The organism is Mesorhizobium sp. M1252, from assembly GCF_040318265.1.
Classification (GTDB): domain Bacteria; phylum Pseudomonadota; class Alphaproteobacteria; order Rhizobiales; family Rhizobiaceae; genus Mesorhizobium.
Map to the genome: position 1 here is coordinate 56,909 of NZ_JAMYLX010000011.1, position 15,495 is coordinate 72,403.

At 61.0% G+C, this 15,495-nt stretch carries 12 protein-coding genes; 9 read left to right on the forward strand and 3 right to left on the reverse strand.

From position 1 onward, the window contains the following. Nucleotides 1-337: 337 nt before the first annotated feature. Complete coding sequence (locus tag NKH22_RS21730; RefSeq protein ID WP_352910883.1) at nucleotides 338-5,143, reverse strand: HNH endonuclease; 4,806 nt, start codon at nucleotides 5,141-5,143, stop codon at nucleotides 338-340. 480 nt (nucleotides 5,144-5,623) lie between these two features. Between NKH22_RS21730 and NKH22_RS21735 the strand changes: the two genes are divergently transcribed. After that, nucleotides 5,624-5,809, forward strand: a complete 186-nt coding sequence (locus tag NKH22_RS21735) for a hypothetical protein (protein WP_198022478.1) — start codon at nucleotides 5,624-5,626, stop codon at nucleotides 5,807-5,809. Beyond that, a complete protein-coding gene (locus NKH22_RS21740; RefSeq protein WP_023669253.1) occupies nucleotides 5,791-6,021 on the forward strand; it encodes a hypothetical protein in 231 nt (76 codons plus the stop codon). The genes NKH22_RS21735 and NKH22_RS21740 overlap by 19 nt, the downstream gene beginning before the upstream one ends. Nucleotides 6,022-6,023: 2 nt before the next feature. Here the strand turns inward: NKH22_RS21740 and NKH22_RS21745 are convergent, their stop codons facing one another. Beyond that, nucleotides 6,024-6,605, reverse strand: coding sequence for a hypothetical protein (locus NKH22_RS21745; RefSeq protein ID WP_352910886.1), 582 nt, complete (start codon nucleotides 6,603-6,605; stop codon nucleotides 6,024-6,026). Nucleotides 6,606-6,635: 30 nt separating this feature from the next. After that, nucleotides 6,636-6,977, reverse strand: coding sequence for a hypothetical protein (locus NKH22_RS21750; RefSeq protein WP_352910889.1), 342 nt, complete (start codon nucleotides 6,975-6,977; stop codon nucleotides 6,636-6,638). Nucleotides 6,978-8,189: 1,212 nt separating this feature from the next. On the opposite strand from NKH22_RS21750, the gene NKH22_RS21755 reads away from it, so the two are divergent. The 7 genes from NKH22_RS21755 to trbJ all read left to right on the forward strand — a co-directional run bounded on the left by NKH22_RS21755 (nucleotide 8,190) and on the right by trbJ (nucleotide 15,474). Then, nucleotides 8,190-10,220: a conjugal transfer protein TraG gene (locus NKH22_RS21755; protein ID WP_023669257.1), complete on the forward strand. Its 2,031-nt coding sequence runs from the start codon at nucleotides 8,190-8,192 to the stop codon at nucleotides 10,218-10,220. 117 nt (nucleotides 10,221-10,337) lie between these two features. After that, nucleotides 10,338-10,751, forward strand: a complete 414-nt coding sequence (locus NKH22_RS21760) for a CopG family transcriptional regulator (RefSeq protein WP_023669258.1) — start codon at nucleotides 10,338-10,340, stop codon at nucleotides 10,749-10,751. Then, nucleotides 10,748-11,716 carry a P-type conjugative transfer ATPase TrbB gene (trbB, locus tag NKH22_RS21765; protein WP_023669259.1) on the forward strand — a complete coding sequence of 323 codons (969 nt, stop codon included), beginning with the start codon at nucleotides 10,748-10,750 and terminating at the stop codon, nucleotides 11,714-11,716. The genes NKH22_RS21760 and trbB overlap by 4 nt, the downstream gene beginning before the upstream one ends. A gap of 11 nt (nucleotides 11,717-11,727) precedes the next feature. Beyond that, on the forward strand, nucleotides 11,728-12,036 hold the full coding sequence (locus NKH22_RS21770) for a TrbC/VirB2 family type IV secretion system protein (RefSeq protein ID WP_023669260.1): 309 nt from the start codon (nucleotides 11,728-11,730) through the stop codon (nucleotides 12,034-12,036). Then, complete coding sequence (locus tag NKH22_RS21775; RefSeq protein ID WP_023669261.1) at nucleotides 12,036-12,308, forward strand: VirB3 family type IV secretion system protein; 273 nt, start codon at nucleotides 12,036-12,038, stop codon at nucleotides 12,306-12,308. The genes NKH22_RS21770 and NKH22_RS21775 overlap by 1 nt, the downstream gene beginning before the upstream one ends. Then, nucleotides 12,302-14,752 carry a conjugal transfer protein TrbE gene (gene trbE / locus NKH22_RS21780; protein WP_352910893.1) on the forward strand — a complete coding sequence of 817 codons (2,451 nt, stop codon included), beginning with the start codon at nucleotides 12,302-12,304 and terminating at the stop codon, nucleotides 14,750-14,752. Before NKH22_RS21775 ends, trbE begins: the two co-directional genes overlap by 7 nt. After that, nucleotides 14,749-15,474, forward strand: coding sequence for a P-type conjugative transfer protein TrbJ (gene trbJ, locus NKH22_RS21785; RefSeq protein WP_023669263.1), 726 nt, complete (start codon nucleotides 14,749-14,751; stop codon nucleotides 15,472-15,474). The genes trbE and trbJ overlap by 4 nt, the downstream gene beginning before the upstream one ends. Nucleotides 15,475-15,495 lie beyond the last annotated feature (21 nt).

A 15,495-nucleotide genomic window follows, 5' to 3' on the forward strand; every position in this document is an offset into this window, starting at 1 on the left:
GGGCAGCTTGTCGAACGCGCCAAGGCAATTATCACCAAAGCAAAATCTGATAAGTGGAAGGACTAGAGATTTTGATGCAGTACACTCAGCAGTCAAGGTCGCCTTCTCATACGTTCTCCACGACGTGAATGGCAGCTTTGCGCCCAATTTCGGCCGTTCAGGTCTGTAGCGTCGTCTCCTGAAAGCCGACTTCGTTCATGAAGACATCGGAGACTTCGTTGAGGATCAAATCGGGCGTCCATCCAATCGCTTCCGTGCTTCGTGAGCGGACCTCCCTGTAGGTGCCCGCGCGGTATCTTCGCGCTAAGGGATGGGACGCAGCTGTCGGCACTGCCGCCTAAGACGAGGTCGCCCGTCGCGCCGCGCGTCGGCGGGCGGCCCGGTTGCGGCGAGGCAGCCGCTGGCGTTGCGGAGCCTGGTTTCTGAACCTGTTGTCGATCTGCTCAAGCGTTTCCTTGACCGTGTAAGCCTGGATTTCGACCAGCTGCTCGAAAAGCTCCAGCCCTACCTCGCGGGTATCGTCGCCAATGCGGTGAAGCGTAATCGCAAGGTCAACCAGCTCGGAAGCGGAGCCCGCTATCCCTGTCTGGATGTCCCCGAGTTCGTCACGCCAGGTCTCGATCAGTCTCCTGGCGATCTTCGCCACGAGGAGAGCGCAATGGGGGAGAAGTGTCTGGAGGCGATCCACGACGAACGTCGCGTTGATTTTCGGAGCGCCTTCAAGGTTGGCCTCAATGGCAGTGAGCAACGCGACCCAGCTCGGATCGGGCGTGATCTCGTCTACGAGCCGGAACACGTCGAAAAGGTTGTTCCAGGCAACGCCGCTTATCTGGGGGATTACGCGAACGAGTAGCTCAGACGCGCGCTCCCGACACTCAAGATCCGGAAACAGGTTGACGGCGGCATTGATGGCTCCAAGCCGTGTCGAGTCCGTACCCGGTCCAAAGACGACCTGCTCCAGCAATGGCTTCGTCCAGGGCAGCTTCGGTTGCAGGAACGCAATCAAGGGCGTCAGCTCACCTGCAAGCTGCTCGAAATACTCGTCGCCGGAGGCGGCCCACTTCTCCAGGTAAGAACGCACGAAACCGGCATGCCTCCAGTGAAGGTAGGCGAACAGAATGGCAAGCTCGGTAGTCCTCAGCAGAGCCGGGTAGCGTTTGAAGACGGTGTCCAGGAGCCCCTCAAGCTCTTCCCTATTGGTCGGCTTAAGGTAGCGTAACCAATGAAGGATGGCCCTCCATACCCGATCGTCTTCTCCGCGCTCGCTGGCGCGTGTCAGTACGGCCAGGACGCGGTCGTGCTGCCCTGCCAGCAGCAGGGCATGGACTAGAACATCCAGCTTGGGAAAGCTTCCAGCGGGAAGTGTAAAGGCGGAGCCCATTCCCCAGAGGATGCTTTGCTCCCGCCTTCCTGCGTCCTTCTCGCTGGCCTTCTCCTCTCCCGTGTCGAGGAGTTCTTGATCCTGATCGTCGCTCCGATCTTCCTTAGGCTGCGCTGTAGCGGTGTCTGGAGCGGCAGGCTCATTGAGCCACTTCTCAATGATGTCGAGGGTTTCCGGTGAGACCGCAATCTCCCGGCGGACCAATCGGCTGACGGCCTCGGACGCCGAGTTCTGAAACTCATCGCCGGTGAATCCACGCCCGTCGAGTTCGGCCATGAGATTCATCACAAGCTGAGGATCACCCGCTTCGGCGATGGCCTCCAGCGCGTAGCCTGCTGCGCGGGTCCCAAAGCTCGGCTCGAACTTGCGTATGAGCGTAGCGGCCCGCTGGGGGTCGGTCTTTGCAAACTCCGCGAAGGCCCGCGACAGCTGTATGTTGCCGCCCTCCATCATGCGGTTGGGATGGTCCCACTCATACTTGTCCGGCAACTGGCGGAAAGCGTTGAGAACTTCGTCGTTCTGCGCCTTTGCGAGCTGCTCCGCCGAAATGGGCGAACCTATCCACGACGGCCCATAATGCCGTATTCCCTCGTCCGAACCGGGGAAGCGGCGGCGTTCTTCCATCACAAGGCGGCGGGTCGCTCCCGGCAAGCGTTCGGAAGGCAGTGCCGATAAGAGGCCCAGCTTTATGCTACGAACCCTGTCGCTGAAAAGTTTGCGGCCTTTGACGTCCAGATCGGGATAAGCTGTCGGTGCGTAAGCGTTGACGGCGGCGATAAAGGCTTCGACATCCGCGTCGGACCAGTGAAGGCTCGCCTCCGCGATGAGGCGCTTTGTTGTCCCAGAAGGGTCTTCGTGGTTTCCGAGCCTAAATCGTCTCGGATCGCCCTGAAGGAAACGATACGCGACTTGCGCATACTGATCCGGGTAGAGCGATAGTACATGCGCGAACAGCCGCTGGGCAGGATTGAATTCATCTCCTTCATGCTCTGACAGCCATTGAAGAAAGTTCTTTTCGTCGTTGAGGGCAAGGGTCTCCAACGCAACGCGAATGGCGCTGAGTATGGGGGGGTCAGAACGCCCTTGACTCCGCTCTTCCTCTTCGAATTTGAAATCGAGCGTGTGCTGCAGCGGATAGGAGAGGCTGTGTTCCTCGCTGTCAAGATCGCGAAGCGCGACCATCGCTTCGGTCAGCCAAGGCCACAGGGCTCCAAGGAACAGCGCGGGATTTTCCTTTCCAAGTGCCTCCAGGGTGTCCCAGGCTTTCGCCTGCTCGACGACACTTTTGATCGGCTCTCTGGGAGACGAGGATATGCGCGAAGTCCAGGAGCCGTCGCCGTCCTCTTTGGGAGCGGACGCTATCCTTCTGGCCGACTCCTGTTTTGCCGACTGAAGCTCCTGGTCGAGCTTTGCGAGCAGAAGCTGAACCGCAACCTCCGGCTGGCTTACGCCGATTGTGGAGATAATAAATTCGAGGCTATGCGCGTGCATTGCGGTACGCGCAATCAGCGCCCTCGCCATCTCGACCATGCCCGGCGTCCACACCCGCGCCTGACCCAGGGCAGCCCAGGTGAAGCCATCCCAGCCCGGCAACGCCGACCAGTTCTCGGCGATCAGCCTCTCGACCTCGCGGGCAGCAAATACCCAAGCGCGATTGAGAACGCCCAGAGCCAGGGTGGCTTCCTTGTCGTCGTTCATCGCACGGACAATCTCAGTGTGTTTGTACCGCTCAAACCATCCGTGACTTCCTGCCATTGCCATGAAAGCCGTTGGTCGCCTGTCCGACGCAAGCGCTTCGTCGAACAGGCGTGCCTCCACGCCGTCCGGCGTCGGCTGCTGACCGAGGAATTCAACGAGAAGTGTCCGGAGATGAAGCCGCAAATCCTGGGTATGGAAGAGCGATTGCATCTCCACGCCGTAGGCAGTCGGATCAACCTCCCTAAGATAGGTCAGGGCGGACCACAATTTCGGCCGCACGAACAGCGAAGTCTGCCGGGCGATTGTGAACTCCGATAGCCGTCCTTGGCTGCGGGTGAAGGATCGTGCGAGGGCATGTTCGAACATGGTCTGGTGGGAAAAGCCTATCTTGCTTCCGGCCTGGCCCAGGTCTGAGAGCATTCCCGCCCTCACGAGATAGGTTATGTCCTCCGAGTCCTGGTCAAATCGCGCGGCGGGGAGCCACAGGATTTCCTTCTCCGCCATCTGGTCTGCGATGTCGGTGACGAGCTTCGCAAGCCGCGACCCGCTGGGCTGCCTCGTTATCGTCTCCGCCCACATCTGGTCCAGCATGAGCTGGTACTTGCGGAAGGGCTCGCTGCTCCTCTCCTCCAGCTTCAGGAACGTTTTCAGCGCCTGGGGCGACCGTAGAACTTCCTGCGCGTCGGCAGGCCAGCCTGCGGGTTCGAATCCATGGCGCTCCAGCACAGGAACGACCTCGGACCAGGGCGGCAGGTCCAAGTGAATTGTTTCGGCCGTGATGGTCTTGAGACGGACGTCGTGCTCGTACTCGAACTCGCGAGCCGACAGGACAACGTGCACGTTTGTCAGGCCGCTGACGCGCCGGACCAGGCTCAGCAGTACACTCAGCCGCCCAGTCTTTATGTCCGTGTAGCCTGCGAGCGCATCGAGCTGGTCGATCATAAGAACGACCGGTCGCAACTGACTTATCCGCCAGAGCATCGCGCTGGGACGAATGGTAAGTCCAAGCCACTCGGCGAGATCGTCTTCGGTTTCGATTGCCGAGTCGAGCAGGTCGGCCTTGATGGCCAGAACCCTGATGCCATCCTTTATGAGCGCGTTGGCTACTTCGGCGAGCAGCGCTGACTTGCCGGAACCCGGAAGCCCAAGGACGGCCTGCGTCGTGGTCTCCTGCCCCGCGATAGTCTCGAGAATCTGGTCCTTCTCCGGGCGGCTGAAGTGGGTACCGTCCGGAAGTGTCTGCGACCACTCGAGCAGGTCGCGCGGGACACGGCCTAGTTCGTCGTCCCTCATCTGCACTTGCCGGAAGGACTGCTCGTCTACAACACTTGTTAGAACAGCGTTGTGCTCCTGGAGCAGCAACGCCTTTGTTTCGGGTGTGTCGATCTTTGCCTTGTCGTCGCTAGTCGCGCGAATGAGCATCAGGAAAGAACCGCGCTCGGTCGAGACAAGTTCGATCCCGGCATTGCCGGTTATGTGCCTGAGAGATTCGATGATCGCGTCCACCTTCTGAACGTGGAAGTCGTCCGCATCGCCTTCGAAATTCAGAACAATGACGCGCGTCTGAACCTTCTTCACCTTTGGAAGGGCGAGTGCTTCACCCGGCTCAGCGGTCGATACCTCGCTCTCGCGTTTTCGAATGGCGCGCTCGGCATTTCTTCTCTCAACCTCCGGCTCCCAGTTCGCCTTGTTGTACCTCAGCATCTCCGGCGTGATCGAAAGCGTGAGCTGTGTGGGCGAACGATGCGCTTGGTCGTGGCAGGTCGGGCAGAGGACAATCAGATTGTCGTAGCTGTTGTCCTGTGAGGTCGAATATTCCTCGATGTGATGAACGATGAAGGACTGACCTTTGTCGCCCTTGCAGCAGTTGCAGAGGTAGTTGCTGTTTTCGAGAAGCGAGAGCAGTAACGCCTCATCAATTGGCTGACGTACTACGGCGGCCTTGAGTGCCTTGGCTTCCTCCCCCGTGAAGCCTTTGTCTTTGATGTCCTTCTGACTGGCTGTCCTGACTTTCGTGATCGTAAGCCCAGCCGTCACCGCGCGTTGTCCCAGCTCCTGTGACACGCCGTATTGCAGAAACTTGACTAGATTCGTCTCAAGCCTTGGGGCCACAAAACCTCTCAGCGGGGTGCGCCAGATACGCTCTGCAAGTGGGCAAAAAACAGGGATTGCAGCTTATGTAACAGACCTAGGTGCGGGAATACGGTGAGAGCCAATGTATCGGAGTTATCCCGCGAATTGTGTAGTGCCGGGGAGTGCAGATCGGCAACGCTGCACCGCCCAATCGTTGATAGGCGCTATGCAGCGGGGCTAATCTCATAAGCTACTTGCATTTCTGATCGATCTGAGACCCGCCGCGAGCAAAACTTGAATGTCTGCTATTCGTTAAATCGTCGCCCGAACCTACCGGTCTGCAAGCGGCCCAAAGGCTGCCGGACCGCAATGCGCCTTCACTTCGGCCATTCGATCTCATCCGCCTGCGTCTTGAAAGCTGACCTCAGCTTCTTAAATGGTTGGGACTGGTGACGATTGGTAAGTCACTCTATGACAGGTGTGCGTTGGATGCATTGCCGAAAGTTGATCTACGAATACCAGTACTTCGACTTGCAGAAGGACGGCGGCGACAACTGCGTGCAGCAGATCGACGGGCTCCGGCGGCTCGACCTGCCCGAATTGCGCGCCATCTTCCCGCGGTTGAGGAGGACACGGGCATGGGCGCGAAGAACCTGACGACGGCGGAGATGCAGGCGATCCTGACATCACTGCTCGTCCATGAGCAGAAACTGAAGGAAACGGCAGGGCGAGCTGGCAGGAGCCAGGCCGACCCGAATGCCGTCTACGACGTGGTCGACAATCAAGCGGACCAACTTGAGGTGGTCCGAGCGCTCTACGACCGGATCGACGCCGCCGATGACCTGATTATCGTTGAGGGCGACGACTAGCCTCAGAAGAGCATCAGATCGTTCGCGGGCTGCAGATCCGCGTCCTGTGTGACGGTCGACCTGAAGGCTTCCTCGATCCGCATACGCTTCTGGTCCGGCCAGCCAGCAACGTGCGACGGTCGCACGAAGAAGTTCTCGGTCGCGTCCAAAATCATGGTCGAGAGGGCGAGGAGCTGGTTCTCACCGCACGATTGAAGGATCGGCTGGATACGCTCCCTGCAGGAATCGGCGTGGGTTCTGGGGTAACTGAAGATGACTGTCGTCTCCTCTTGGCTGGACGGGATCACGTTTAGGACGAGGCGGGGAAGGTCACGTTCCAGACGCCGGTCGTCGACGGCGAAGAATGATGACGAGGCGAGCACGGGCTGCCGCTCTTTAATTGGGACCACCGAATGCAGGATGTCGCCAAACCGCCCGGACGCGAACACTCGGTCATAGTATTCGGTCCGGTAGCAGTGGGTCACGTAGGCTCTCATCAAAGCGCGGGTCGCCCAGAGTAGCGGCGGCGAGTCCTCATCCGGCGAGACGCGTCCGTCCTCGACTGCGGTGCGCAGGGCATTCTGCAGATTATCGGCGCCTGCCATGGTGGCGTGGACTTCGCGCGTCACCGAGCGCTAGGCAATCAGGAACATCTGCGCTGGATTGTTGAAGTCCAGCGGTTGGGTGTCGATGCTGCGGAACACGGTGGCGTCGTGTTCGGCGCAAAGTCCCGTGAAGGTGGACGCCTGCCGCAATCCTCTACTCTCGAACCGGGACCGAAGCTGACCTTCGACTATCTTCGACCGCAATTCCATGACTTTCCGCTTCTCCGCGATGAGCGCAAGCGCCGTCGCCCGCTGCACGGAGTGCGCGTTGATCGCCTTGTTTGGGCACTTCATGGTTGGCCAGAGACATCTGCTGTAGCCGCGTTTGGCTCTGGCGTAGAACTGTTCGGTGAGCGCGTCGCCCTTGACCATCGATCTGTCCGCCGCTGTGGGGCGCGGCTTCTACAGCCTTCTACCTTCACTGTAAAGCCGTGCAGGCGCCGGCGTTGTGCGGCTGCATGCATCTACGCTGGCTCGTCCGCAGCGCCCTGATTTTGCGCCTGAAAGAACGCGTGCCTGAGGTGCAGGAGTGCGTCTGCGTCCTGCTGATCCGCTCCGGCAAGGACGAGATCTGATCCGCCCCTTTCTCGTACCCCGCTCCGACTCCGATGACGTGTCGACTGACCGCTCGAATGGACTGCGAAATCGTGACTACCGCCTGTTCGTGATCATCGCCGCAGACGCGGTCGACGACCTGGAAGACGCGCTCGGGCGCCTTCCAGGAGTGCACCGCGTCCTATGACGACGAGGTGAGCGCCTACAGGTCTTAAAGGGGAGCCGGCCACCTACGACGCGGGATCCGCACCGGCGATCCGGATCTCGTCGTCCTGGGTAAGGCGAACGATAGGCGGGCTGCTCCTGCTGGCACTCTTCGTCGGCTTCGCCATTGTCATGCCGAGAACAGGACCGCCCCCATCCGCTTGCTGGAACCGTCGTTCTGGACCAACCCAGTCACGTCCACTTCACAGCACAGAGCTACACGAACGAGACCGAGTCCTTGACCAGCGCTTGGTCAACGGAGCCGCTGTCTGACGCTAACCCCCGCCAAGTCGACGTCGAACGAGGATGCGAGTTCAGACCCCCGACGGCGCTCGGATGTGGCGGACGGTCGTCATCAGCCGCGGAACTCCGGTCGAGTACGCTCCGCTCACGAAGAGCATGTCGAAAAAGCTCCTGTTCAACATCTGATCTAGGTGGGGGGCTCATTCAAATCCAGGCGGTGACTGTGGAAACGAGTGCGAGTCTTCAGGTAACACCGGAAACCTGCTCAACGGCTGAATGGGGCGCGCGAAGCGGTCGTTCACGCAACGCCCTAGGAGCGACTGGAAAGGGTCACTTGCAGAAGTCTTGTCAGCCCACTGCAACGTCCGCTTTGCATTTTTGAGCATCGTAAGTTGTCAGTCCGCTTCCGGCCCAAAACAAGTCATTCGCTCGTCGCCTTCGCGATGACACTTCTTGGCGCCCAATCTTCCAAGCCTGCAACGTTCACTGCATCGCACGGGCGCGTATATTGGGTATCTTCGATTTTCTGAAACGTCACGTCATGCTGCTTCCATCTACTACCAAACAGTGGAGGCTGTGCCCGTGACACCGACGAAGCTCCTTGTCGGCCAGATCGTAGTTGTGTTCGCCATCGTCATCGTTGGCGTATGGGCGGCAACGCAATGGTGCGCCCACATGCTGGACTATCAGCCGCAGCTTGGCGCGCCATGGTTTGCCGCGGCGGCCCGGCCGATCTACAAGCCGTGGAAACTGTTCGAATGGTGGTTTCACTTCGACGCCTATGCGCCTGAGGTCTTCGACAAGGCCGGCATGCTTGCCGGAGCCAGCGGATTCTTGGGGTGTGCGGCCGCAATAGCTGGCTCCCTCTGGCGCGCGCGGCAGAGGGGGTTGGTCACCACCTACGGTTCCTCACGATGGGCCGCGGCTCGGGAAATCGAGAAGGCAGGCCTGTTTGAGCCGGCCGGCGTTTTCCTTGGCAAACTGAAGGATCACTATCTGCGACATGACGGGCCGGAACATGTCATGGCCTTTGCGCCGACACGTTCGGGCAAGGGCGTGGGATTGGTCGTTCCAACGCTTCTTTCCTGGACCGGCTCGGCCGTCATTCACGACATCAAAGGCGAGAACTGGCAGCTGACTTCCGGCTGGCGGTCGAAGTTCTCTTTCTGCCTCCTGTTCAATCCGACCGACTCGAGATCGGCGCGCTATAACCCGCTGCTGGAAGTGCGCAGGGGTTCAGATGAGGTCCGCGACGTTCAGAACATCGCGGACATTCTCGTCGATCCGGAAGGCGCGCTGGAGCGGCGGAATCATTGGGAGAAGACTAGTCATTCACTCTTGGTCGGGGCCATCTTGCACGTGCTCTACGCGGAAGAAGAAAAGACGCTCGCGCGCGTCGCCACTTTCCTGTCGGATCCGCAACGCTCGTTTGCCGCGACACTGCTGCGGATGATGACCACCAACCACCTCGGCACGGCGGACACACCTCGGGTCCATCCCGTCGTGGCCTCGGCGGCTCGCGAGGTGCTGAACAAGTCAGAGAACGAGCGTTCTGGCGTTCTCTCGACCGCAATGTCGTTTCTCGGGCTCTATCGTGATCCGACGGTTGCCTCGGCAACATCGGCCTGCGACTGGCGCATTGCCGACCTCATGGATGCGGAACGACCGATGTCGCTCTATCTAGTGGTGCCGCCATCGGATATTTCGCGCACCAAGCCACTGGTGCGACTGGTGCTCAATCAGATCGGCAGGCGACTGACGGAGCGGCTGGAAGGTGACCCGAAGAAAAGCCGCAAGTACCAACTGCTCATGATGCTGGACGAATTTCCGGCTCTTGGTCGCCTCGACTTCTTCGAGACCGCGCTCGCCTTCATGGCGGGTTACGGCATCCGCGCCTATCTGATCGCGCAATCCTTGAACCAGATCTCCAAAGCCTATGGCGAGAACAACGCCATTCTCGACAATTGCCATGTGCGCATTGCCTTTTCCTCCAACGACGAGCGCACGGCCAAACGCATATCGGATGCGCTCGGTACGGCGACGGAACTCAGGTCCATGCGCAACTACGCCGGCCACCGGCTGGCGCCCTGGCTTTCGCACGTCATGGTCAGTCGCCAGGAGACCGCTCGCCCGCTGCTGACGCCTGGCGAAGTGATGCAGTTGCCGCAAGCTGACGAATTAATCCTTGTTTCCGGGTTGCCGCCGATCCGCGCCCAGAAGTTGCGCTATTACCAGGATCCGAATTTCACCGAACGGGTGCTGCCGGCGCCGGTGTTGCGCGACGGTCTGTACGCGGACTGTCCTGCGTCGCGCCCCGACGATTGGAGCGGACAAGTCCGCAGTGTTGACCGCCGTCTCGCTGCCGATGACGAACACGCCGGCGCGGCAATCGAAGAAGGGAGCGGCGTGCAACAGCAGCGTCATCCCGGCCTGCCTGAAGACCACGTCGTCGTCTCTCGGGAGCCTGATCAGGATGACCTCTTCAATCTGTCGGACGATGACGCCGAGGCACTCGCAGACAAGCGCGTCATGGACCGGGTTTCTACCGCGGCGAGCGCCTACGGCCTCAACGAGGGAAGGGGCGACGACAAGGACATCATCCCCGGCTTCTGAACGCTTTCCGCAACTGAGGCGTATCTCGGCGTAGATAACGCCCATAAGCGATTTTGCGGATCTCGGCGATGTTCGTTCGCACCGGCGCATCAGCGCCGGCCAGTCGGAACGAGACGTATGAAGCCCCGTCGCATTCGCCACCAGTTTCTGCTCGAACCCGAATTGAGCGAGAAGCTGGAAACCCTCAGCCGCAACCCGTCGACCACGAAATCGGCAATCGTCGCGAAAGCGGTCGAGGCCTTCATCGAACGGCGTGGTGAAAACGAGCTCGACCAGCGCTACGGCAAGCGGCTGGACCGTCTTTCCCGCGATCTCGACCATGTCAGGCGCGACGCCGAAATAACTCTGGAGAGCCTCGCGCTCTTAATCCGCTTTTCAATCACGCTTCATGCGCACACGCCAATTCCGGATCGGGCGACACAGGCGATCGCCCAAGAGCGCTTTGACAAATTCGTCGAGCAGGTCGGTCGCCAGATAGCCTCCGGGAAGCGCTCGCTTGGTTACGGCAATGGCAACGGAGGCGAAGGATGAACTCTCATCCCGCAGCGGACCACCGCCGCCGAGCCATGCTGCGCACAGCCATGGGCGCCGCGATCACCGAGGCCCTTGCCGATCCGACCGTCATCGAGGTGATGGTCAACCCCGACGGCGCGCTGAGGCTCGACCGGTTGGGAGAAGGCCGGGTCGATACAGGCGTGCATATGCATCCTGCCGAGGCGGAACGCATCATCCGGCTCGTCGCCTCCCATGTACGCGCCGAGGCGCATGCAGATAGTCCGATTGTCAGTGCCGAATTGCCATCAGGCGAGCGCTTCGAGGGTCTGCTACCGCCGGTCGTGCTGGCGCCATGCTTCGCCATCCGCAAACCGGCGGCAAAACTCTACACGCTGGCCAACTACGTCGCCGATCGCGTCATGCTCCCGCTGCAGGCTGATGCCCTGAGGAAGGCAGTGCGCGAGCGGCGCAACATCCTGGTCGCCGGCGGCACATCGTCGGGCAAAACGACACTTACCAATGCTCTACTGGCAGAAGTCGCCGAATGCGATGAGCGGGTGATCCTGATTGAGGACACCCGCGAGCTGCAATGCGCGGCCAAGGACTGCGTTGCCATGAGGACGAGGCGGGGCTCCATCACACTCGCCGATCTCGTACGCTCGACCTTACGGCTGAGGCCCGACCGCATCATCGTCGGCGAAGTCAGAGGCGCGGAAGCGCTCGATATGCTGAAGGCATGGAACACCGGACATCCCGGCGGCATTGCCACGGTTCACGCCAATTCGGCACGCTCCGCACTCTATCGTATTGAGCAGCTCGCCCAGGAAGCGGTTGTCACCGTTCCCCGCCGGCTGATCGCCGATGCCGTCGACTTGGTCATCTTTATTGCCGGAAGAGGACCCGCGCGCCGGGTTGACGCGATCGCCGAGGTCACGGGTCTCGACGGCAGCGGCGATTACGCCGTCACCCCGCTCACACTTCCGCAACTCCAGCAGCTCTGAAAGGTCACCTCATGCGCAAGAAGCTTCGCTTTCTTTCGTTCGCCGCCGTCGCGCTTCTTCTCACGGCCCAGGCCCACGCTGCCGGCTCCGGCATGCCGTGGGAACAGCCGCTGCAGCAGATTCTGGAATCGGTGCAGGGGCCGGTCGCCAAGATCCTCGCGGTGATCATCATCATCACCACCGGTCTGACCCTTGCCTTCGGCGACACGGCGGGCGGTTTCCGCCGGCTGATCCAGATCGTCTTCGGCCTGTCGATCGCCTTCGCGGCCTCGAGCTTCTTTCTTTCCTTCTTCTCCTTTGGCGGCGGGGCAGTCGTCTGATGAGCACCGGAGAGCAGCATATCGAAGGCTTCGAGGTTCTGATCAATCGGGCGCTCACCGAGCCGATCCTGCTCGGCGGCGCGCCGCGGGCGGTGGCGATCCTCAATGGCACGGTGGCCGCGGCCATCGGCCTAGGCCTGCAGCAGTGGATTGGCGGTCTAGTGCTCTGGATCGCCGGCCACACGCTTGCGGTCTTTGCCGCACGGCGTGATCCGGATTTTGCCAGCGTGCTTGTCCGTCATCTTCGTCAAAAGGGCTGGCTTGCATGCTGAAGCTTTCCGAATACCGCGGCAAAGCCGACCGGCTTGCCGACCATCTGCCCTGGGCAGCACTCGTCGCGCCCGGCATCGTGCTCAATAAGGATGGCAGCTTCCAACGGACATTGCGGTTTCGTGGCCCCGACCTTGAAAGCGCGACGGAGGCCGAACTCATCGGCATATGCGCGCGGGCAAACAATGCGCTGAGAAGGCTCGGCTCTGGCTGGGCATTATTCTTCGAGGCCGAGCGCATCGAAGCGCTGGGCTATGCGAGCTCGGCCCTTCCCGATGCTGCCTCATGGCTGATCGATGAGGAACGGCGCGCGGCCTTCGAGGGCAAGGTCGCGCATTTCGAGAGCATCTATCATCTGACCTTGGTCTTCATGCCTGGGCCCGATGGCCAAGCGCGCGCGGAAAGTGCTCTCGTCGACTCGCATGACTTGGGAGGGGAAAGAGACTGGCGCCAGGAGCTTGCCCGGTTCCGAGACGAGACTGACCGCGTTCTCGATCTTCTTTCGGGCTTCGTGCCCGAGGTGCGCGCGCTCGACGATGCCGAGACCCTGACGTACCTGCACGGCACGATCTCGACACGCCGTCATCCGGTCGCCGTGCCGGAAACGCCAATGTATCTCGACGGCGTCCTGGTTGACGCGCCGCTGACCGGCGGCCTAGAGCCGATGCTGGGCGAGCAGCATCTGCGCACGCTCACAGTTCTCGGCTTTCCGAACGTCACCCGGCCAGGAATCCTTGACGCGCTCAATAACCAGGATTTCGCCTATCGCTGGGTGACGCGCTTCATTCCACTCGACAAGGCGGAAGCCACGAAGACGCTGACTCGGCTCCGGCGGCAGTGGTTTGCCAAGCGCAAATCGATCGCGGCTATTCTGCGCGAGGTGGTGACCAACGAACCGGTGCCTCTCGTCGACAGCGACGCCGACAACAAGGCGCTCGATGCCGATGCAGCACTGCAGGCATTGGGCGGCGATCATGTCGGCTTCGGCTATCTCACCACAACGGTGACGGTGTGGGATCAGAACCGTAAAGCCGCCGCGGAAAAGCTTCGCGCCGTCGAGCGGATCGTCAACGGGCTCGGCTTCACCACCATTCGCGAAAGCATCAATGCCGTCGAAGCGTGGCTTGGTTCATTGCCGGGTCATGTCTACGCCAACGTTCGCCAGCCGCTCGTTCACACGCTTAACCTTGCCCATCTCGTGCCGCTGTCGTCCGTGTGGGCAGGTCCAGCGGAGAACGAGCACCTTGCCGAGGTCACCGGCGATTACGCTCCGCCGCTTCTTTTCGCCGAAACCAGCGGCTCGACGCCGTTTCGGCTTTCGACCCATATCGGCGATGTCGGCCACATGCTGATTGTCGGGCCGACCGGTGCCGGCAAGTCGGTTCTGCTTGCCCTGATCGCTTTGCAGTTCCGGCGCTACGCTGGCGCGCAAATCTATGTCTTCGACAAAGGCAATTCGGCCCGCGCCGCCGCGCTTGCCATGGGCGGCGACCACCATGCGTTGGGTGCGAATGGTGCGCTTGGTTTCCAGCCGCTGCGCCACATCGACGACCCGGCCACACAGAGCTGGGCGGCCGAATGGATCGCCGGCCTCATTGCCCACGAGAATGTCACCGTCACCCCGGAGGTGAAGGAGGCAATCTGGTCGGCGCTCACCAGCCTCGCCACCGCGCCGGCGCAGGAACGCACGCTGACTGGCCTGTCGGTCCTGCTTCAGTCCAATGCGCTCAAATCGGCATTGATGCCCTACACGCTCGACGGACCATTCGGCCTGCTGCTCGATGCCGATGACGACCGGCTGGCCATCTCGGATGTGCAGTGTTTCGAAACCCAGGAGCTGATGCACAGCCAAGGCGCTGTGCTGCCTGTGCTCACCTATCTGTTCCATCGTCTTGAGGACCGGTTTGACGGGCGGCCGACGCTGCTCATGCTCGACGAGGCCTGGGTCTATCTCGACAACCCGCTCTTTGCCGCCCGCATCCGCGAATGGCTTAAGGTGCTGCGTAAGAAAAACGTCTCCGTCATCTTCGCGACGCAGTCGCTTGCCGACATCGCCGGCTCTTCTATCGCACCCGCAATCATCGAGAGCTGCCCGCAGCGCATTTTTCTCCCCAATGATCGTGCGGTGGAGCCGCAGGCACGGGCAGCCTATGAGCGCTTCGGTCTTAATGAGCGACAGATCGAATTGGTCGCCCGCGCCACGCCGAAGCGCCACTACTATCTGCAGTCGCGCCGCGGCAATCGCCTCTTCGAGCTCGGGCTAGGCCCGATCGCTCTTGCGCTTTGCGGCGCCTCCGACCCGGCCGCGCAGACCCTGATCGACAATATTCTTTCCGAAGAAGGGCAGGGCAGCTTTGCCGCCCGTTTCTTCAGTGCGCGCGGCCTGGATTGGGCTGCCGAGCTTCTCCAGCAATTTCCTCAACCTAACAAGGAGCAATCGTCATGATCGGACGCCGCCTTTTTACTAGCCTGGTCACCGTTTCCCTGATTGCCAAACCGATGGCTGACTACGTCCAGCCGGCCTATGCGCTCATCGTGTTTGACCCGTCCAACTATACGCAGAATGTGCTGTCGGCAGCACGCGCATTGGAGCAGATCAACAACCAAATCCAGTCGCTTCAGAACCAGGCGACCATGCTGCAGAACATGGCGCGCAACCTTCAGCGCCTGGATTTCTCTTCCGTGGGCCAGCTTACCGGCTCGCTCCAACGGATTGACGGTCTGATGACCCAGGCGAGCGGCCTGAGCTTCGATCTCGACAAGCTGCAGGACCAGTGGCGCCAGCAATATCCGGAAAGCTACGACGCCACCATCAAGGTCAGCGATGTGGCGAGCGCCGCGCGCGAGCGCTGGCAGAGCGCCATGCAGGCGTTCCGCCAGACCATGAGCGCGCAGTCGCAGATAGTCGAGAACGTGCAGGCCGATGGCGACCTGCTTACCGACCTCGTCAATCGCAGTCAGGGCGCGGCAGGTGCCCTCGAGGCAAGCCAGGCCACCAATCAGCTGATCGCGCTTTCGACCAAGCAGCAGATGCAGATCCAGACGCTGCTTGCGACCCAGTTCCGGGCCGAGGCCGAGGATGCGGCGCGCAAGGCGCAGTCTGAGGAAGCCGCTCGCGAGACGACGAAGCGTTTCCTGGGCACCGGCACGGCTTATCCCGGCAACTGAGCGGCAGTTCTTCAAGACAAC

What these genes read in the sequence shown, in the direction of transcription:
- NKH22_RS21770 (WP_023669260.1), top strand. Translation starts at nt 11,728, where the DNA reads ATGCGCAAGAAGCTTCGCTTTCTTTCGTTCGCCGCCGTCGCGCTTCTT.
- NKH22_RS21760 (WP_023669258.1), top strand. Translation starts at nt 10,338, where the DNA reads ATGAAGCCCCGTCGCATTCGCCACCAGTTTCTGCTCGAACCCGAATTG.
- NKH22_RS21740 (WP_023669253.1), top strand. Translation starts at nt 5,791, where the DNA reads ATGGGCGCGAAGAACCTGACGACGGCGGAGATGCAGGCGATCCTGACA.
- NKH22_RS21750 (WP_352910889.1), bottom strand. Translation starts at nt 6,977, where the DNA reads ATGGTCAAGGGCGACGCGCTCACCGAACAGTTCTACGCCAGAGCCAAA.
- trbB (WP_023669259.1), top strand. Translation starts at nt 10,748, where the DNA reads ATGAACTCTCATCCCGCAGCGGACCACCGCCGCCGAGCCATGCTGCGC.
- trbE (WP_352910893.1), top strand. Translation starts at nt 12,302, where the DNA reads ATGCTGAAGCTTTCCGAATACCGCGGCAAAGCCGACCGGCTTGCCGAC.
- NKH22_RS21735 (WP_198022478.1), top strand. Translation starts at nt 5,624, where the DNA reads ATGACAGGTGTGCGTTGGATGCATTGCCGAAAGTTGATCTACGAATAC.
- NKH22_RS21745 (WP_352910886.1), bottom strand. Translation starts at nt 6,605, where the DNA reads ATGGCAGGCGCCGATAATCTGCAGAATGCCCTGCGCACCGCAGTCGAG.
- NKH22_RS21775 (WP_023669261.1), top strand. Translation starts at nt 12,036, where the DNA reads ATGAGCACCGGAGAGCAGCATATCGAAGGCTTCGAGGTTCTGATCAAT.
- trbJ (WP_023669263.1), top strand. Translation starts at nt 14,749, where the DNA reads ATGATCGGACGCCGCCTTTTTACTAGCCTGGTCACCGTTTCCCTGATT.